The organism is Ammoniphilus soli (genome assembly GCF_040813775.1).
The window spans coordinates 54,073-72,185 of record NZ_JBEGDL010000028.1; the positions used below are offsets into that span (position 1 = coordinate 54,073).

The 18,113-nt window shown below is 36.5% G+C and carries 18 protein-coding genes, 1 tRNA gene and 2 pseudogenes; 17 read left to right on the forward strand and 4 right to left on the reverse strand.

Annotated features, from left to right (window positions below; translation table 11 throughout):
- Nucleotides 1-323 precede the first annotated feature (323 nt).
- Nucleotides 324-554, reverse strand: a complete 231-nt coding sequence (locus ABLT31_RS29970) for an FAD-dependent oxidoreductase (protein WP_367758597.1) — start codon at nt 552-554, stop codon at nt 324-326.
- 467 nt (nt 555-1,021) lie between these two features.
- Between ABLT31_RS29970 and ABLT31_RS29975 the strand changes: the two genes are divergently transcribed.
- The 4 genes from ABLT31_RS29975 to ABLT31_RS29990 all read left to right on the forward strand — a co-directional run bounded on the left by ABLT31_RS29975 (nt 1,022) and on the right by ABLT31_RS29990 (nt 4,976).
- Nucleotides 1,022-1,327, forward strand: a complete 306-nt coding sequence (locus tag ABLT31_RS29975) for a hypothetical protein (RefSeq protein WP_367758599.1) — start codon at nt 1,022-1,024, stop codon at nt 1,325-1,327.
- A gap of 281 nt (nt 1,328-1,608) precedes the next feature.
- Nucleotides 1,609-2,268, forward strand: coding sequence for a hypothetical protein (locus ABLT31_RS29980; RefSeq protein ID WP_367758601.1), 660 nt, complete (start codon nt 1,609-1,611; stop codon nt 2,266-2,268).
- 862 nt (nt 2,269-3,130) lie between these two features.
- Entirely contained in the window at nt 3,131-3,556 is a 426-nt protein-coding gene (locus ABLT31_RS29985; protein WP_367758603.1) for a hypothetical protein, read from the forward strand.
- On the forward strand, nt 3,543-4,976 hold the full coding sequence (locus ABLT31_RS29990; RefSeq protein WP_367758605.1) for an FtsZ/tubulin family protein: 1,434 nt from the start codon (nt 3,543-3,545) through the stop codon (nt 4,974-4,976). The genes ABLT31_RS29985 and ABLT31_RS29990 overlap by 14 nt, the downstream gene beginning before the upstream one ends.
- A gap of 187 nt (nt 4,977-5,163) precedes the next feature.
- Here ABLT31_RS29990 and ABLT31_RS29995 read toward each other — a convergent pair whose 3' ends face one another.
- Both ABLT31_RS29995 and ABLT31_RS30000 read right to left on the reverse strand, forming a co-directional pair.
- A complete protein-coding gene (locus ABLT31_RS29995) occupies nt 5,164-6,255 on the reverse strand; it encodes a hypothetical protein (protein WP_367758607.1) in 1,092 nt (363 codons plus the stop codon).
- Nucleotides 6,256-8,584: 2,329 nt separating this feature from the next.
- On the reverse strand, nt 8,585-9,241 hold the full coding sequence (locus ABLT31_RS30000; protein WP_367758609.1) for a hypothetical protein: 657 nt from the start codon (nt 9,239-9,241) through the stop codon (nt 8,585-8,587).
- A 258-nt stretch (nt 9,242-9,499) separates the two neighbouring features.
- On the opposite strand from ABLT31_RS30000, the gene ABLT31_RS30005 reads away from it, so the two are divergent.
- The 5 genes from ABLT31_RS30005 (at nt 9,500) to ABLT31_RS30025 (ending at nt 12,153) form a co-directional block, all read left to right on the forward strand.
- On the forward strand, nt 9,500-9,952 hold the full coding sequence (locus tag ABLT31_RS30005) for a hypothetical protein (protein WP_367758611.1): 453 nt from the start codon (nt 9,500-9,502) through the stop codon (nt 9,950-9,952).
- Nucleotides 9,953-9,962: 10 nt separating this feature from the next.
- Nucleotides 9,963-10,253: a hypothetical protein gene (locus tag ABLT31_RS30010; protein ID WP_367758613.1), complete on the forward strand. Its 291-nt coding sequence runs from the start codon at nt 9,963-9,965 to the stop codon at nt 10,251-10,253.
- A 375-nt stretch (nt 10,254-10,628) separates the two neighbouring features.
- Nucleotides 10,629-11,258 carry an Nmad3 family putative nucleotide modification protein gene (locus tag ABLT31_RS30015; protein ID WP_367758635.1) on the forward strand — a complete coding sequence of 210 codons (630 nt, stop codon included), beginning with the start codon at nt 10,629-10,631 and terminating at the stop codon, nt 11,256-11,258.
- 182 nt (nt 11,259-11,440) lie between these two features.
- Nucleotides 11,441-11,905 carry a hypothetical protein gene (locus ABLT31_RS30020; protein WP_367758615.1) on the forward strand — a complete coding sequence of 155 codons (465 nt, stop codon included), beginning with the start codon at nt 11,441-11,443 and terminating at the stop codon, nt 11,903-11,905.
- The gene (locus ABLT31_RS30025; RefSeq protein ID WP_367758617.1) at nt 11,896-12,153 is read left to right on the forward strand and encodes a PAS domain S-box protein; all 258 of its coding nucleotides are present in this window, start codon (nt 11,896-11,898) and stop codon (nt 12,151-12,153) included. The genes ABLT31_RS30020 and ABLT31_RS30025 overlap by 10 nt, the downstream gene beginning before the upstream one ends.
- 21 nt (nt 12,154-12,174) lie before the next feature.
- Here the strand turns inward: ABLT31_RS30025 and ABLT31_RS30030 are convergent.
- A pseudogene (locus ABLT31_RS30030) lies at nt 12,175-12,425 on the reverse strand (Tn3 family transposase); the annotation flags it as partial.
- A 286-nt stretch (nt 12,426-12,711) separates the two neighbouring features.
- Here ABLT31_RS30030 and ABLT31_RS30035 point away from each other — a divergent pair.
- From ABLT31_RS30035 to ABLT31_RS30070, 8 genes and pseudogenes are all read left to right on the forward strand, one after another.
- The gene (locus tag ABLT31_RS30035) at nt 12,712-13,953 is read left to right on the forward strand and encodes an LPXTG cell wall anchor domain-containing protein (protein WP_367758619.1); all 1,242 of its coding nucleotides are present in this window, start codon (nt 12,712-12,714) and stop codon (nt 13,951-13,953) included.
- Nucleotides 13,954-14,329: 376 nt separating this feature from the next.
- Nucleotides 14,330-14,743: pseudogene (locus tag ABLT31_RS30040) on the forward strand (class D sortase); the annotation flags it as partial.
- A gap of 319 nt (nt 14,744-15,062) precedes the next feature.
- On the forward strand, nt 15,063-15,296 hold the full coding sequence (locus ABLT31_RS30045; protein WP_367758621.1) for a hypothetical protein: 234 nt from the start codon (nt 15,063-15,065) through the stop codon (nt 15,294-15,296).
- 126 nt (nt 15,297-15,422) lie between these two features.
- A complete protein-coding gene (locus ABLT31_RS30050) occupies nt 15,423-15,653 on the forward strand; it encodes a hypothetical protein (protein ID WP_367758623.1) in 231 nt (76 codons plus the stop codon).
- A gap of 164 nt (nt 15,654-15,817) precedes the next feature.
- Nucleotides 15,818-16,105 carry a hypothetical protein gene (locus ABLT31_RS30055; RefSeq protein WP_367758625.1) on the forward strand — a complete coding sequence of 96 codons (288 nt, stop codon included), beginning with the start codon at nt 15,818-15,820 and terminating at the stop codon, nt 16,103-16,105.
- Complete coding sequence (locus tag ABLT31_RS30060) at nt 16,102-16,572, forward strand: hypothetical protein (RefSeq protein ID WP_367758627.1); 471 nt, start codon at nt 16,102-16,104, stop codon at nt 16,570-16,572. The genes ABLT31_RS30055 and ABLT31_RS30060 overlap by 4 nt, the downstream gene beginning before the upstream one ends.
- Nucleotides 16,573-17,163: 591 nt before the next feature.
- A tRNA-Ala gene (locus ABLT31_RS30065) sits at nt 17,164-17,235 on the forward strand.
- A gap of 330 nt (nt 17,236-17,565) precedes the next feature.
- The gene (locus tag ABLT31_RS30070; protein WP_367758629.1) at nt 17,566-17,919 is read left to right on the forward strand and encodes a hypothetical protein; all 354 of its coding nucleotides are present in this window, start codon (nt 17,566-17,568) and stop codon (nt 17,917-17,919) included.
- Nucleotides 17,920-18,113: the final 194 nt, after the last annotated feature.

Below are 18,113 nucleotides of genomic sequence, written 5' to 3' on the forward strand. Positions count from 1 at the left end.
TGGAATGGCCAGTCTTTGACGTTCTATTGTCTCTTGCATACATCCAACCTGATAAGCTCCGTTTTCAAGTTTGGTTTCCTTCTTAGTTATTTCACCGTAATGGCAGCACTGAGTATCTAGTTATGTTATCATGACATTCGTACCAGTATTTGTTTTATATAGTATCTGATAATTGATATAAAGTCAACAAATATATAAGTATTATAAATCATAAAATTATTGCGCATTAAGGGTACTCTACTAACCTAGCCAATGGAATTGCATATAATCACCATTAATAAAAATTCATAGATATTCCTTCTTCCTTTTAGCCTGTAAATCTGTCAGTTTGAAATGGACCCAACTGCACTGACCGGTTTCTTGCCGTCCATTAAGTCAGCCATCAACTCCCCCGTAATTGGACTTAATAAAACCCCGTTGCGAAAATGACCCGTAGCCACAAACAGTCCTTTACATTGATGATGTTCCCCAAGATAAGGAAGCCCATCAGGCGTTTGAGGACGCAGTCCTGTCCAAGCTTTTTCCCATTCTGCATGAACGATGCCTGGCAGCAATCTTTTCGCTTTTTCTATCAGCGTAGCAATCCCCTCTACTGTTACTTCTCGATTATAGGTATTCTCAACCTATATAAGTCCTTTTGTGATGAAAATGATAGCCAGAAAAGTGATGACAATCAAGAACATAGGAAATGCCACGACTTTTTTTGATACCTTCATAAACCTCCCCTTTCTAGACAACAAAAAAATGAGGAGCAGATAGACATATCTATAATTGGTTTTAAAAAAATTGACTGCAAGTCGTAAGAAAGGATGAATACTCCCCTACTTATCCCTCTAAAGTGGGGGTACTCTCGACTATTTGTATACAACTAATTTCGTTTTGAGGTTAGGATAAGAAATCAAAGAATATTGGTTCATTATCAAGCATATCTATGTTGATAAATCGATAGAGTGATAAGGTGATTTGTTGATTTAGTGATTTAGTGATTTAGTGATAGACAATGAAAGAGGAGGAAAAAAAGGTGGAAAGGGTAAAACAACTCGAGGGGTCTGGAATGAAAATTACAAAACAAGAAAAAAACCAGTCAACAAAAGAAAATGAAAAGAAAACAAGAGTCTGCCCATACTTTGAGCAGGAATTGTTAAAGAAACTCAAGCGTATTTCCAAGGCTATTGATAAGAGTCCAGCTGAGACTCTACTAGAGATTGCGGAAACATTTTTAAATCATCCTGATTGGGTGAAACATATTCAGCGAAAACATCAATTGGACCCCAATGATCCATTATATGTGCAACCTAAAATAGAAAACGGTCGTGTTATTTATTAACTATAGGATCATACCTCAAATTCTTTGGGTCGTGACAAAAGCGAATTTTTTATTGATAATGGACTTCTTTCTCATTTTCATACCATATTCCTTTGCCGTCTCCATATTTCATTAGATTTCTATTGTGAGGGTATTATATTCTTACGGGCATTCCTTCTCGCTTCATCATTACCAAGAGTAATAAGGAGTTATAACTCCTCCCTCTTTTTCCATATATATAAAATAAATCTGCCACAGAGCCAATGTGTGGCAGGGATAATGTGAGGAAATTAGGTGTAGAAATGAAGGAAACAGAGGATAGGAATAGGAAAAGGAAACCACGATCAGATCGGAAACGTCACATTAATCCAACCATTTCAGTTGAACTTTACGACTGCCTTTCGAGGATCTCTTATATCACATCCACCCCTATCAAGGATGTTGGCGAAGTCTTATGTATAGAAGGTTTAAAGTCTAAAAATGTTATTGACGAACTATCCCCGTTTTTTCGTCGTGACTATCATTATATCAACGACTACGGTGACATTAATGTAATTCCTGGTTTAAACCATCGACTACCTTATAAAGTCAACCGTGGAGATGGGGATCGCGCTAGAGTATCCATGAGGTTCTATCAACATAACCATGATAAAATTGGTGACTTAGCTTACGCTTTGGATATGACAATTTCAAGTGCAACGGCGTTACTGTTGGAAATAGCCTTTGACCACCGAATTGGTCATAAATACATTGAAAGGGTCATAAAACAAGAAATGTTAAACCCATTACAAGTCCACCGTTTCAATAAAATTGTGCAATTTATTAATCTTCAAAATGGCGAACCGGAACCAATTACCATGGCGGATCTCTTTGATTACTTGTCACAGCAAGCATATGATCAAACTATCCGTGTCCAAGTCTACTTACAAGAATGGATTGACCAATATAAGGACCATGTTTAAAAAAGCTCTCTTAGTTTATCACTTTCTGGTGAGAGGGCTTTTTTTCTTGTAATCATTAATTTCTTTTGCTAATTTTTTTGCTTCTTCACTTGTCATTTTTGCCATGATCTTCACCCTTTCAAGTTCTTGTTAGGAACCATTCTGGGCAGAAAAGAAAGGTTTTAAACCTCTTTATACGTTTTTTATGACGTTTTCATGGATAAAATGTGGAGAAGCTGCCGGATGATAAAACTACTCTTTTCTTCACCTCAAGGATCTGTTAAGTACGAGTAATAGGAATTAAAGCCCCCTAAACTCTACATCTATACAAATCAAGAAATAATCTTTTTCACCCGATTTAAAATTTTTATGGTGTGCTTTATAGAAACTATATATATCGCTATAAAAGTAACTATATATGTGATGTATTATTTATTTCTAATAGGTATGTTGAAAATCATTTAATAAATAAGGTTTTTTTATAGTTACTAATTTAGTTACTGATACAGAATCGTTTTGTGTAACTATTAAGATAAAATACTTTTGTATAATCGTCTTCGCATGATTTATAACAATGAAAAAAGCTCACTGCCCCAAAATATGCTAAATCTTCTCCAAAACTTCATAGGAATCTGTATTTCTTTCTAATTTAAACTTTCTTGAAGACAAAATTACTCCTTTTTTTGATAGGTAGTAAATGTTATCGATACAAATTTAGATCGTGGTGTAGTAACTATAAAAAACACATACAGAATAACGATTTTTCCTATTGCATAAATTTAACTTTACATTTAGTATTAACAAAGAAACTATTTATAGGAATAATTTGGACACATAAGTAGTAACTACATAATATTAGAGAAGTTAAGGGGGGTGATCTTTTATGGATTATGAGCTCTATAAGAAATATGAAGAGGTCTCTCTTTCGACCGAAATGCGGTCTCTATTTGCAGATATAATTACGTCTGATGAAGCAACAAGAAAAACTTTCTTAACGATTGGAAAGCAAACACTGAATACCGACAGTTTTGGTATTACAATCAAACAAATCGCTGATCTTATTAAGATTGATCGGAAAGTCCAAAATAAGGACGGTACATTCAAATTGGTTCATACAAATATTGATCGTAAGCATGTTGAACGCATCGTGGATAAATTGCTAGGAATGAGCGTTTGTTATTTTCGATCTATTCCCCCTTCTAAGGTCATCAACTTAACTATCCGAGGTAAAGAAGTCACTGCTGAAATCAAGAAACGGATCGAACAAAATAAAAACAAAGGAGAGGAACCAAAACATGTTCATGAATAACCCCCCTTCCATAAATATGACGATGGTTGGTTTTGGTCAAGCTGGAACTAGGATGGTAGATCGCTTTGCTGCAATTACAAATAAAGAAGGCAGACCTGTTTATAATACATTGGCTTTGAACTCTAATGACGGTGATTTGAAGGAATTAAAGTATGTTCCAGTGGAGAATCAGGTATCCTTGAAACTTGGTGGATTAGGAAAGAATCCTGAAAAAGCCATTTCTATTTTAGAAGAAAATGAAGCGGCAAAAGAAACGCTTAAAGAATTTATTACACAACGAGTTAGACCAGAAGATGAACTGGTTCTCTTTTTCGCTGGTTTAGGTGGTGGTACTGGAACATCTACCCTTGTTAAAGCCATTGAAGAATTTTATGATCATTACAACAAACCCAAAATTGCTACAGAATTAAAGAAAATTCAAGCTAATACTACGCCTGAAGATTTCAAAAGCAACCTTCAAAGGCATAAAGTTGCGGCCTTTAAGAAGGCACAAGAAAGCTTTGTAAAGGTTGGTGTAGTAGTAACTCTCCCTGTCCGTTCTGATGGGCCGGATGTTTTGAGACAAGTGAATGACTTTGCTACTAGAATTTGGGAAACGGCTAAAAATCCTGCCAAGGGTATTGCTTTCGTGATTTTCGCGGATAATCAATACTTCTATGATCAATGGAAAAAGCTTGGTCCAAATGTTGGTTCTGAAAACTATCGTGATTTTGCAAACGCAGAAATCTGTAGTATTCTCCATGAGATCAACACGGGAACAAATGGCGGTGGAACATCAGTCACCTTTGACCCACGTGATTTTAGAAGAATTATCATGGAAGGCACAGGAAGCCTTGTTGTTGGCAAGGTTGAACAAGATGTTAACCAGATAACCAATAATCGTGATTTGGTAAACATGTTCAAACAGTCCATTTCTGCTAGTCGAGTTCATGATCCAATTGCGATTGAAGAAAAAGATGAGGAAACGGGTGAAGTATCCTATGCCAAGGTTCACCATATAGGCTTGCTTGCTGTGATCGATCCGAAATTATCCTCCTTAGGTAGTGCCTTCTTGGATCAGGCAAAAGATGAAGTTACGGAAAAATTACCTTTGGATGGGACGGTATTTTCCGGGTATTTAGAGGAGAAAAACAAGTTTAATTGTACAGTCTATACGTTCTTTAAAACTCAAGCCCTCCCTTCCCGACTTTCTAAGGGTCTAGTTAAAGAATTTGAGGAATTTAAAGCAAAACAACGAGCCATAACGTATAAATCGGAAACCATTCAACAGATAGCAGTTACTTCTGATGAAGACATGGACATTGATATTGACCTTGAGGATTTAGGTATTGAGATTGAAGAAGATAAGAATCAAGATGAAGTTGATTTTGATGATATAGACATAGATAATCTTGATTTATCGGATATTGATATTGAATAGAATAATATTAAAAGACCAATAAGGGTTCTTCACCCCTATTGGTCTTTTTGATGTTATGCTAGTTGAAAATAAGGTTCCGACTGGAAAAAGGATTCCTAATCGTCATATCACTTTATTTGCTCAATGCCGGTAAAAAAAAGACGAATGCTAAGAAGCATTTGTCTTTTTTTCTGAGAGCCTGCAGTATCTATTTTTTAAAATAACTTAATACATGACTCATAAAACCAACTTTTTTTTGTGACTCTTGTTGCGTTTCCTCATCCTTTTCCTTTTTTATCTTGTTCAATTGGTTTATTTGAGCAATATAGATTTTAATATCAGATCTTATTTCTTCATTCTCTTCCATAAGCTTTTGAAGCTGTTGGTAAGCATGATTACGAACTTCATCATTTACACTATAATCGGTACATTGCCCATATAATTCAGCTGCTTTTGATTTTAATTCTTTAATTTGAAGTTCACGTTGATCTTGCCTGAAAATATTCATCTTATCTTCGGCCCAGGTTCGATAAAGGTCGATAATATCGATATTAGTTGGGTACTCTTTGGCTAGTTTTTCAAACTCACTTAAAAGCGCTTCTTTTTCGCTAATGTTTGAAGATGAATTGATTTTACTTAATATATCACTACATATGTTTCGTAATTGATGCAATTTTGATGAAGATTCTTTGAATTCTTCGATAATACCTTGTAATTGCTTTTCATAAGTATCAGGTGATGGTAATGTCTCGAATTTTTGATTTAAGAGATAATATTTTTTGTCTTGTTCAACCACCATTTCTTTAACCGCTGCTACCTCTGATTTAATAAAGTCTTGAATTCTTTTAAGAAAAACTTCAGTCTCGGCAGATTCGGGGTCACCCTCTGAAAGAAATTCTCCGCTTAATATAGCTTTTAATTGAGGTACATTATATTCCCCATTTGTACCTGTTAAACCAAGTATCATTTTTAGTCTTAATATTGCCTTATAATCGTGAAGCCAATGTTTATTGGTTTTATTGCCAATGATCGTGGGTTTAACGTATTCAACAAATTCTCTTCTCCTATTATTAATTTGATGAATCGTTGTCCTAAGTATATCAGCTACTTCTTGAGATGAGTAAAGTTTCTCTGTCTCCAATAAAAGAATTTCATCTGACAATAGTTCATCTAAGTGATTTCTTTTTTCATACATTGCAAACAAGATATCATGCTCGAAGTCTGTAACTACAGCATTCCTCATCTTCGTTCGTTGCTGAATTTCAAATTCTGTTAAGATATCCGTATGATTTTCGCTCATAAAGTCACCACCATGTTGATTTAATTAGCTTTACTAGGCTTATATTTGAAGTTACTAAAAAAAAGATCAAATTTAATTGGTTTTACGAATCGAATATTTAAATTTACAAAACCTTGGAGGAAATGGATGTTTGAAGCAAACGTATTTACTAGTAATAATACCTCAAAACCTAGTATTTTTAAACGATAGAATCAGATTTTTTGTTACCTAATAGCTATTGTATAACCAAGTAATTGTTATTAAACAGATCGTAAATCGAAGTAAAAATACCTTGTCAATTAGTAAGGGTAAATAAATTATCCTTTTATGTTAGTAACTCTTAGTAAACGTGCAGTTGTTTCGATAATTTGTATGGTGGATGGGATCTCCAATAACCACAGTCTAAAAACGGTGAACAGCCTTTGTTGGTCTTATCTGATGATCCACAACAATTTTCTTTTGTAAGTGCAATTAAACCTTGACATCAAAGTTAGTTTTTTGAATAAATATAAAACTAAGTTTGTAACTTTGCGTAAATACAAGAACTAAAATAAAACAAACTTAGTCAAACTGATTAAATAAGTGATTTTCTTTTGTAAAACTAAATAACCCACCTAGATAATCTAGTAAATCTGAATAAAATAACATATTGGTTAGTAGTACTGAGTACTTTAAGGGTGATTCTAGTAATTGTAATTAAATATCTGCGTATTAAGGTTTAAACGATATTTATATCTACTAAATAGTGTCTATCGAAAAGATGATTTAGGATAGGGTTTGACACTTTTAACAAAAGAACAAAACCGTTGTTGCAGCAATTGTTCCTCTAGTAAACCAGTTAGGCCCTTATTATCCACGACAATTAGTGCTAAATATTCACTTAGTAAGGTTGAATATTTTATGGGTTTGTTTTAGTAGGTTTGATTATAAAAGGAATATTGAAGTCTTTGGGTGATAATTGTATCTACTAAATCCATTTTAGGGTGAGTAAAAGAGTAGGGGACTTTAGTGTCTGTGAATAATATTGGAAACTAACAGTTGGCTTAGCGGTGCTTTCTCCAATAATCCATCTAGGTTGGCATTGATTTATGCTCTATTCGATTTTACAGGTATCTTTTTCAAATAGAGGTCAGTTTTGGGATCGAATTGCGATGATTAATACAAAATTATTTATTGGTTGGTCGAGGGAAGAAGTGATTCCCAGGGTGTAGTCTTGGCCTGAATTTTTATGTCTCTAATTTTCTCTAAAAAGCGTTGGCAATGTATATGAATATGATAATATTTTTACTATCAACATTTTTCACTAAACGATATATTTACATACCGAGATGGAGGGAGGAGGACCAATGTCAGATGTAGCTCTGAAGAAAATACATGATTATTGCTTTATCGAATTCTTCGTTTGCTGAAGGGATTTGAAAACATAATGAAAATCAGGCCATTATAAAGGGTAGAAATAGAACCGATCCCTGACATATATGCCTATCTACAAGAGCTAAAAGATGAACGTTATAAGGAAATGTCAATGGTCACAGCTGATGGGATAGGTGTAGTGAATAAAACGGACGAGAACGTTGATGTACAGTTAATGGGGCTTAAAAGACAACAAACATTGAAACTCGAGGAGGTGGAGGGCTTCTATAAACATGCTTCTTTCATTTCCAAATTAGGATTTTTACGTGATGCCTCAACCTTATCTGGTGTTCCCATTGGGTTTAACTCAGTGCCGGGTGCGTGCAATACAAGGGGGATTATAAATTATTGGAGGAATTAATTGGATAATATTTCCGATAGAAAAGGGTTTGGCTTATTAGGAAAATAATAACTCGTTTGTAAAATGCAAAGCACATCATTGATGATGTGCTTTTTCCTGTTAAGTGGGGGAAAGGATTGATTACATAAACCTGAAGATGAATCTTTTCTTCTGTTGTAGACAGATTTGTGTAGCTCTTACAAAGTAAACTTCAATAATATCATCTTTAGAAGTTAAAAAGTAGGCTGCAAATCACTACCTATTTGGATCTATGACGCCAAAGCAAAATAAAAAAGGAAAGGAGTAGGGCAGAGATTATCTTTTTTCGATGTTACCCAGCTATATACACTTTTTTTAAAGCTATTTTTTTATTTTTTTACAAGTTGATTTGTTCTAGGAACGTAGATATAAAGTAACGCTAGAAAAATGTTTATAGTGATTGTTTTTGGGCCATAATGACATCTAATAATAATGAAAGGGTGTTTTTTATGGCAATTAAAATTAAAATGACTAAAGAAGAGGCGTCGCGAATAACAAAGGCAGTAAAGGATTATAAAAAGAACAGCCCTCTACGGAAAAAATAGTAGGGTTGATTTTTCATATATACTCGGAATATTGATCTATCCATTCGCATAGGTAATATTCTAATCGCTTAAACCGCTCGTAGGCTTCGCCAGCTAGGAAGTCTAGTAGATCGGTCATTGTTATCCTTTGATCCGGATGGTTCTGTTCATTCATGAATTGAAGGACAGCTTCTAATTGTTCTAGTCGATTAGCATCAAGAGATTTTACGATGTATCCTTGGATATAATCGAGACCAATATCAAGAGAAAAAGCTGTCTCCAATAGTAAAGCGGCTGCGCTAGAAACGGTCATATCTAAAGTGAAGGCGAGCTCACTTATCTTATCATGATTATCTTGGTGAAATCTCATCGAAATGCGTGCACGGATACCGTCTCCACGATTTATTTTGAATGGAATCCGATCAGTGTCACCAGGAATTATAATAATATCACCATATTGGTTGCTGTAGCGAAAATCTCTACGGAAAAAAGGAGATAATTGATCAATAACCTTTTGAGATCTAAATCCCTCCATATATAATGTCTCGCCTACATTTTTGATTGGGGTGGTGGTTATATAAGAAATTCGTGCGATGCAATCATAAAGTTCAACAGAAATGACCGGTTGAATTTCCCTTTTTCGATCCGATCGTTTCTTTCTTTTCCTGCTTATATCCTCCGCTCTCTTCATATACCCCACCTAATTTCTTTAGAATATCTCCGCGACACATTAATTTTGTAGCAAGTTTATTTCTAATTATATGATGGAGAAGAGGGGGGTAGTCCACGAATAAGAACGTTACTCCAACCTAATTTTTCGGATGAAAATAGATAATTCTTGGTTAAGGAGAAAATGTATTTATTGAATTTATTTAATTTCCAATACAAATTTAGTCAATAAAATAGATTAATGGAATTCGTTAATAGTTGGATTTAATTTGTTGGGTTAATGATTCGCATAGATTTTTGTATTACACGTTCGATAAGGGAAACGTATAAGTGGCTTCTAGTACCTTCTCAGGAGGCTACACCAAACAAAGGTGTGACAGAGAAGGAATGGGAAGCTATTCAGATACAATCTAATGCTAAGGATACTGTAGAAGAGATTATTTATAAATTAAAGGAGCACGAATTACTTATACCGACTTGGTCACCTGTTCATTTAAAATCCATGCTTCAAACATGGTTTTGGAAAGAGGATCTCACAGAGTCTTTTGCTATGGAAGTTTGGAAAAAAATGTGTCACTATCTTTACCTTCCTCGGTTAGTTAATCAAGAGGTATATCGCCAGGCTATTGAAGTGGGTGTATGTAGTAACGATTTCTTCGGTGTTGCTTATGGTAAAGTAAACGGAGATTACCAAGGTTTTATAGTAAACCAAAAATATCAGTGTAATCCTTGACAATACGTTATTGCTTATTCAACCAGAAATTGCTTTAGCGTACCAAGCAGAGATTGAAAAGAAACGAACAATAGAAAATCAAACTAATACAACCGGTACTGATACTGCCCAACTTGGTATCGAAAGCATAAATGTAACTGGAAAGACGGATAACGCTTCCGGTTCAACACCAATAGTTAGTGGAGGAGGACAAGTGATTTCTCCTCCCAAAACGTCGATCAAACGACGTTATTATGGAAAAGTAACACTTAACCCGGCAACAGCTAAGTTAGATTTTTCCAAAATATATGATGGGTATTGAGTCACTTTGCTGTAAAGCATGATGCGGATATTGTGATTTCCATTGAAATTGAATCTTCCTCTAGTGGGGGATTCGATGAATCATTCCAACGTATTATAAAGGAAAACGGGGGTCAACTTAGATTTCAAATTAGCGAGTTTGAAGAGGATTAAGGAAAATTTAGAAAGAGGGGGATAACCCCTGACATCGGTGAAAATAATATTTTTACCTTTTCACTGATATTTTTCCAGGTATGAATTTAATAATCAAAATAAAGGAAGACGATCTACGATGAACATCATATTAAGTAGAAAGGGATTCGATGAGAAAGCAGGTGGAAAACGCAAGCCCGATCTATAATGGGAAGTTCATACCTTTTCCTATTCCAAGAGCGGAATCGGATATTTACTACAAGACTTGCTCTTTGATAATAAATATTCCTACTTACAGGTCATGAAAGATCTAGGAATCACCCAATGCTCCGAAGCCCATTTAGACCCAGACTTAATCCGCAGTGTATTTCCCGATAGACATCCTGATTGGCAACCAGCATTCGGTCAAAGTAAAATTGCTCAGGCTACCCTTGCCAAAAAGAAGGTAAAGAAAGGAGATTTGTTTCTCTTTTTCGGGTGGTATAAAACGGTTGAAGTAGTAAAAGGAAAGTTTAATTACAAAGAGGGAAAAGGAAGAAACAAAGGTGTTCATGCCATTTATGGTTATTTAGAAGTCGATGAAGTCATTGATTTAAGAAATCTGAAATCGAAAATTCCAGAGGGATTAAAAAAACATCTCCATGTTTATAAAAGAAAAGATTATCCAGTGCACAATTCGCTGTATGTTGCAACTAAACGTCTTTCCTTTGATGATACCAAACCGGGCGCGGGATGTTTCCTTTTTAGTGAGCACCTTGTCCTAACCGAGAATGGACGGACGAAAAGTAATTGGCTTTTGCCTCTCTTTTTAAGGAGTTACAAGGCTACTTTAATGCAAAGATCATTTATGGTGAGGAAAAGGAAAATAGTATAGAAATGAAGCCATCCGGGTTAACCTCCCAAGAATTTTTTATATGTGAGAAACCTAAAGTTGTCGAATGGGTGAAAGAATTGATCCGAAGCAGTCAAGTCTATTGATTTCAAACATGAATTGGTATTTTATTCCTGAATAAGATGGCAGTTTCAGCTGATTAATTATGAAGGGAGGGAATATGGTTGAATTTATCCCAAAACCGTTATTTTAGATTGTACCAACCAGGTGGACTACCTAAATTTGAATCTTCTTTTTTTGAAATGATTGACGGAGATCGTGAGACCAAACAAACAAAAGCCCTGGCATATGTCTTTCGAAAATGTCCCTATGTGTTAGAAACATTCTTAAAACAAATTTCTAAAGCGCTTAACCGGATTGATTTTACCTTGAGACAACTAAAGTCGTGTGATTTGATTACTATAGATACGGAAATGGTATCTGAAAATAAAAGCAAGCTACGTCGGGATATTATGATTTCTTTTTTTGAGCAAATGCAAATGAAATTAGTCATCTTAATAGAAGCCAAAAGCATTAAAGTTAAACATAACTCATCGATCGAGGAACAATTGGAGCAGCCCAATCAGAGTTGGAAGATCAGTATCTATTTTCAAGGGTATTTGATCATGCCCCTATCGGAATGGCTTTAGTAACTCCCGATGGACGACTTACAAAAGTGAATCCATCTTTATCTCATATGTTGGGATACAGTGAAAATGAATTAATCCATCTTGCCTTCCAATCCATCACCCACCCAGACGATTTAAAATTGAATACGGAATTTCGAACAAAAGCGATAAAAGGTGAAATTAATAGCTATCGAATGGAGAAAAGGTACATTCATAAATCCGGGAAAACGATATGGGGGCTTTTAAGTGTCACCGTAGAAAGACGTTAAGGACATTCAAATGGTTAATCAAAATATTGGATTCGTATAGCCGGCTGTATCTGTATAATGTTCCGTTATAATTTATTTCAGTCTCATGATGTAACAATCTATCTAATACATGGATTGCGTCTCTAGTATTTGAATGAATCACTTTTGTATAAAAAATGAATTGATCGCTTGTAAAACGGTATATGGTTGCGCCTTTTCCTATTCCATAGTGAGGGTTTGCATCAGCATGCTAGGAAGATACTCCCTATTTGCATACGCAATCTATTAGAAGTTATGTTTAATGAAATGAAATGATTTTATTGACCGATCTCATCAGCAGCAGGAACAGGCCTGACCGTTTGACAGTTAGGTCTTTTTTACAATGTAGGAAAAACGAAGGCAATACCTAATGTGCAATATGACATTTATTTACAAAATAAGAAAAAACTCGCACGAGACTTTTAGATATAATTAAATAGGAAAATGGTGGGAGGTAATTTGAGGAGAAAGGAGGATGTACTTTACGGGGGTGTTAATTGGATGTTGATTTCTTATACAAAAATTGAGGAGGAAAGCTGCTTGTTCAATCAAATCGGTAAAATCTCGCTAATACTTTTAGTAATCTTTTCTGCTTTTTCCGTATCAGCCTTCGCACAAGAGAATCGTAACGTTCAATTCGATATCAAATTCGTGAGTACATCGTATGATCCAGACAAAAATGAATCGGTGTGGACCTATCAAGTTATGGGACTAGGAGAGGGGCCGGACCTGAGTCACTGGATGCTGGAGCTCTGTCCAGATGTGGAAGTCGTTGGCGCATCGCATCAATATGAGCTGCAGAGTAAGCCGGATCCGATTTCTGGCCTGATTGGGATTAAGTTTGAACAGCCAGTTAAAGTGGACGAGTCCGTGGAGTATTCGATCCGTGTAAAAGGAAACTGGAATCAGGAATTAATTACTGCTTCGATGAAAGGGGCAACGGATGTCAAGCAGCTTCAGGTCATGGGCCCAGGATGCGCAACAGCTGACGGCATGGCCAAGGCAGAGGAACAAGTTCATGAAGAAACGAAGAATAAGCAAAAAGAAAAAATCGTCCATCATGAGAAATTGAAAGTGTCCTTAAAAGAAGTGAGCTATGATGAAAACGCAGACACATCGATCTGTACTTTCCGTGTTTATGGAACGGAAACCGGTATAGCCCTTCAGGAATGGCTGCTGCTCATGGGCTCGGATGTGGAAATCATCGAAGCGTCTCATGCTTACCAGGTAAGTGGAACTCCTGATCCTGCAACGGGAAAGATAGGCCTTCATTTTACGAACTCTTCTCAAAACGAAGAATTTGTTGATTTTTGGATTAAGGTAAAAGGAAAGTGGGATAAAGAAAAAATCATAAGCGCAGGCGATGGATCCATTGAAGTTGAGTTGACCGAGGTAAAGGAAAAGCACACGATTACTTTATTGAAAGCAGAGGTTTCCTCTAGCCGCAAGGTTAAGATTCAAGCTAAATTAAACACAGAAACGGAAGTGCAAGGGATTTGGGTCTTTCTTTTAGGAGGAAAAACCTACACGGTCCAAGGGGGAAGCCAAATTGTGCATGAGATTGCGGATGCACCGGCAGGTACCTACCATGTGAAAGCCTCATTCACTCCTCAAGGCGGAGAGCAGATTCATGGAGAAGAACCGGTCACCATTCATGTGCCGACTGAACTGGGAGGCACGCTGCCCAATACGGCAACCAAGCAGTACCTATGGCTTTTCCTTGGGGTTCTAAGTACCGTGGCCGGGGTGTTTCTCCTTAAAAGGAAGAAGGGTCTTGTCTAAGAATAAATTTGCTGCTGTTATTGGCTTTGGATTGGTCTTTATCGGGATCATCTGTACCAGTTGGTCTGTCTATCGCATTCAATCCGGAGCAGCGAAAGTGGAGGCTTATGTCGGGCAAATTACAGAACAGCTCAAAGTGGAAGATCGAGCTGGAAGTCGAAAATCGGAGTCTGAAACAATAACTGAAAATTCCGCTGTTTCAGATTTAGAACCAGAACCGGAAGTCATTCCGAAGCCCGCTTCAAAGGCAGAACCTAATCCAGGACCTGCACAAGCACCGGTATCGTTCCCCCCATCCAATCAACCGGAAACTGCACGTGCAAAAGCCCAAACCACATCCCAGCAAGTGCAGCGTTCCTCAGGGGAACTGGAGGTATTATACCCAACTCGACCCCAAATTGGTGATGCCATTGGCACATTGACCATACCTAAACTGAATCAAACCCTGCCCATTTTTCATGGTGCAGATGAGAAGGTACTAGAAAAGGGAATTGGACATTATGCTCACAGCGTTCTCCCAGGGGAAGCGGATAATGCTGTCTTATCCGGTCATCGGGATACGGTCTTTAGACAACTGGGAAAAGTGACAAAGGGAGACCGCTTCATTGTAAATACGTCTGCCGGAACGTTTACGTATCAAGTAAGGGAGACGCGGATCGTTGAAGCCGACGATAAAACGGTTATTGTTCCTGCAAGCGGGCCCGTCTTGACGGTTACAACTTGTTATCCCTTTAACTACATTGGGGATGCCCCCCAGCGTTATATTTTGATTTCCGATCTTATGGATTGATGTGCCGCAGTCACTAGAGGAAACATTGAGTATCTAATTAGAAGCGAGGTGGAGGACTGTTAAGCTAACTTCAGTCCCTCAATGAAGTAAAAAAGTAAGCCCTCCATTCAAGAAAATTGATTCTTGTAAAGGAGGGCTTTTCATTTTGGGTTGGTGGTTTAATTTACCACATCTAGAAATGAGGAAAAATACTCCATAAAAAATGAATTTCAAGGTATTCTATTCTTAGGCTTAATACTTCATTTTCTTCTTATCTTTACGAAAGACAAATTAGACCCATTCATTTCTACTGTGATGTTGAAAAAGCGAGGAGAGCCCTATGTTAAAACACATGATTGAGGGGATTATTACAAAGATAACGGAAACACACTACGTGACCATGGAAGGGAACATTCGGCATATTTATCATAAAAAATGGTATCGGGTTCATCAAGAAACGGAATCAACAGGCAAGGTTCGTTACCAAAACCAATCCGCCTCCCCCTCTTCGAATGTAGACCATACGAAGATGACTGAACTCATGAACGGTAAAATGGATGAAAAGTTAGGCTAAATTCTCTTTTAATAAAAATTTTTCCGTTTTGGTCATAAAATGGACATACCTACCTATGCTTTATAATTCAGAAATATTGTTTTGTCCATTACATCTGATGGTGTTGATATAGGAAGGGTGTCCATCATGTCGTCCATTGATGTCAAAGAATTTAGACTGATTGGTTTAAAGCTTGGATACAAAACGGATCTTCAAACCAAGTGGCTTTTAGAAGTACATATAGCTCGAAAAAAAGAAAAAATAACCATTTATCTTTCTCGTCCGGCTAATGAAACGGAAAACCAACTCCTGTGTTTTATTAAAAGCTGCCATCATTTGAGTGATCTTATATTTAAGAACTGTTCAATCTCTCAATAGTCTTAAGGAAAGATAATAGTTAATGCTAGAAAGAGTGATAGATGAAAGCAAAAGGGATAACCATATTTTTACGGTATCCCTTTGGTTCTCTCATTGGTAATCTAAAGTATAAAAAAACGGTGTAATCCTGATAAAATGGTTTACAACATAAGTGAGGGATCGATATGTCTCTAAGATCCTTTCTTGAGAAGCGTTCTTCCTATCCTCTCCTGGAGAAGGAGGAACTAGAGAAAAAAGTAAAGCTTGCCCAGGAAGGTAATCAGGAAGTGCGTAACCTTTTAATCCAGCAATCCACTGCGTTTATAGCTCAGGTAACCTATAAAGTTTGTAAGAGATATATTGACTCGACTAAGGATGATGAGTTTAGTGTAGCTTTAGCAGCTTTTGATGAAGCGGTTATGCAATATACAAAGGAAAAAGGAAGTTCGTTTCTTTCCTTGCAGATCTGGTGATCAGGCGTCGTGTGATTGACTTTATACGTAAGCAAGTTAGGCATCGTGGACAGCTTTCGTACGAATATTCCGTCCAAGGCGGAGAAAAATTAGACTTATCTTCCCTAGAAATTCAGATTTCTTTACAACAGTATGAGCTTGACCATGAAGCGAGCTTACGACGAGAAGAAATCCAACATTATAAGGAAAAGTTGAAGGAATATAACATTGATCTTATGGATCTTGCGGACCGATCTCCCAAACATGCGGATGCTAGACAGAATGCTATCCAAATGGCGCGTATGATAGTCGATAACATACAATTAAGATCACTATTTTTAGAAAAAAGAAAACTACCCATTAAAGAATTGATGCAACATGTGACGGTAAGCAGAAAAACAATTGAGCGAAATCGAATGTATATTATTGCTATTGTGTTACTATTAATCGAAGACTATCAGTATCTTCAGTGTTATTTAAATCAATAAAGAAGACTCATGACCAAAACAATTGCAATATAAACCCCTTATCGTTTTAGGGACCTTACTCCTAGACAGTTTTTTAAAGCTATCAGGTGGTTGAGCAACTTACCAAGCCAACTCGAATAGCCCGAACTGCTGCAAAGGAGGTTCCGGAACTTCTCCATACCCTTTGGTGCTTCAGCAATTCAGGCTAAATATACGAACACTCATATATCCTTACTTGAGCGCTCTTTACGATCCGTGTGCGTTATGTATAGGTGAGCTGGCCAGCCACAATTGTTCCTATACTGCATTATTCAAATTATTGACGGTAAATTTAAAAATTTAAACACAAATACAACCGAAAAGACTATCTTTTTTATTTTATAAAACACCTTGTCATATTGAACATATCCTGTAAATGAATTCGAATGGAATATCCATGTTGGTTTGACAGGCATTTACTAATGATTTTTGGTATCCATCTATGAAAGCGGCTTAGCTCAATTGGAGAGCACCTGACTTGTAATCAGGGGGTTGAGGGTTAAGTCCTTTAGCCGGCACCATTTTCTTTCGAAAGAAGTTCATATAGATTGGTGCTTATAGGCATATTATATTGGGGCATTAGCTCAGCTGGGAGAGCGCTACACTGGCAGTGTAGTGGGGGTTCGATCCCACTATGCTCCACCATACATAAACACAAAGCCATCATGTCTTAAAAAGGATGGCTTTTTTCTAATGTAACACAAAAGATTTCTTGTGTTACATGCGGCGTTTTCCGGTGGAAAAAGTGCAGTTAAATAATTACACGCGGATTTTTTTGCCCGTTAATAAGGGGTTGTGCCTTTAAACCTTATCAAATTAAGGGTAGAAGTCGCGTGGAAGGAGAGTTATACGCGAGAATTATACGCAAAGTCCTTAGTTTGGTAATGACAGGAAACGGAAACCATCGTTAATTTTGATATAATTATCCTCAAAGAAGTATTTAATCGTATCTAATTATTGTCGGGGGATACCACGGTGAAAAATCTAAGAGATGAATTCTTAGGAAAAACAACCGATTGGGAAGAAAAATTAAATGAAGATGAATGGTTCTTTTCTAAGTTGGAAGAAGAATTAACTTTTGGATTAACAGCAGAAGAATGCTTCAACTTAATCCCGCAAATTGTCCAACTTACGATGGAACAACGTAATGAATACCTTTGTCTTATGAGTTTTGAACTATTATTTACTCTATCCAGAAAATCAAGAACAACTGAAATTCCTGTTTTATTAGAAGCCAACTGGGATCAGTTAATTAACCATGTTTCAGGATTTAGTGACTATCATAAAAATCAAGTAAAAGAATTCGCGTTATGGTATAGAAAAAAATAGAACAGCCGGATTGTCTATTTATTGTTATTCAACCGCTGAAAAATGCCACGGTAAACGGTGAATTAACACTTTGTTTATTTCGCGTATAATTGTATTTTCGCGATGGAATTATCCGCAGTCCGTTTACTCCGCTCTCTGGAAGTAATGTTAAAGAAGGAATTACTAATTGTTTTAAGAAATAGATAATAAGGGAA

Excerpts from the sequence above, each read along its gene's own strand:
- ABLT31_RS29980 (WP_367758601.1), top strand. The coding sequence starts at position 1,609 with ATGAAGGAAACAGAGGATAGGAATAGGAAAAGGAAACCACGATCAGAT.
- ABLT31_RS29985 (WP_367758603.1), top strand. The coding sequence starts at position 3,131 with ATGGATTATGAGCTCTATAAGAAATATGAAGAGGTCTCTCTTTCGACC.
- ABLT31_RS29990 (WP_367758605.1), top strand. The coding sequence starts at position 3,543 with ATGTTCATGAATAACCCCCCTTCCATAAATATGACGATGGTTGGTTTT.
- ABLT31_RS29995 (WP_367758607.1), bottom strand. The coding sequence starts at position 6,255 with ATGAGCGAAAATCATACGGATATCTTAACAGAATTTGAAATTCAGCAA.
- ABLT31_RS30000 (WP_367758609.1), bottom strand. The coding sequence starts at position 9,241 with ATGAAGAGAGCGGAGGATATAAGCAGGAAAAGAAAGAAACGATCGGAT.
- ABLT31_RS30005 (WP_367758611.1), top strand. The coding sequence starts at position 9,500 with ATGATTCGCATAGATTTTTGTATTACACGTTCGATAAGGGAAACGTAT.
- ABLT31_RS30025 (WP_367758617.1), top strand. The coding sequence starts at position 11,896 with ATGGCTTTAGTAACTCCCGATGGACGACTTACAAAAGTGAATCCATCT.
- ABLT31_RS30045 (WP_367758621.1), top strand. The coding sequence starts at position 15,063 with ATGTTAAAACACATGATTGAGGGGATTATTACAAAGATAACGGAAACA.
- ABLT31_RS30050 (WP_367758623.1), top strand. The coding sequence starts at position 15,423 with ATGTCGTCCATTGATGTCAAAGAATTTAGACTGATTGGTTTAAAGCTT.
- ABLT31_RS30055 (WP_367758625.1), top strand. The coding sequence starts at position 15,818 with ATGTCTCTAAGATCCTTTCTTGAGAAGCGTTCTTCCTATCCTCTCCTG.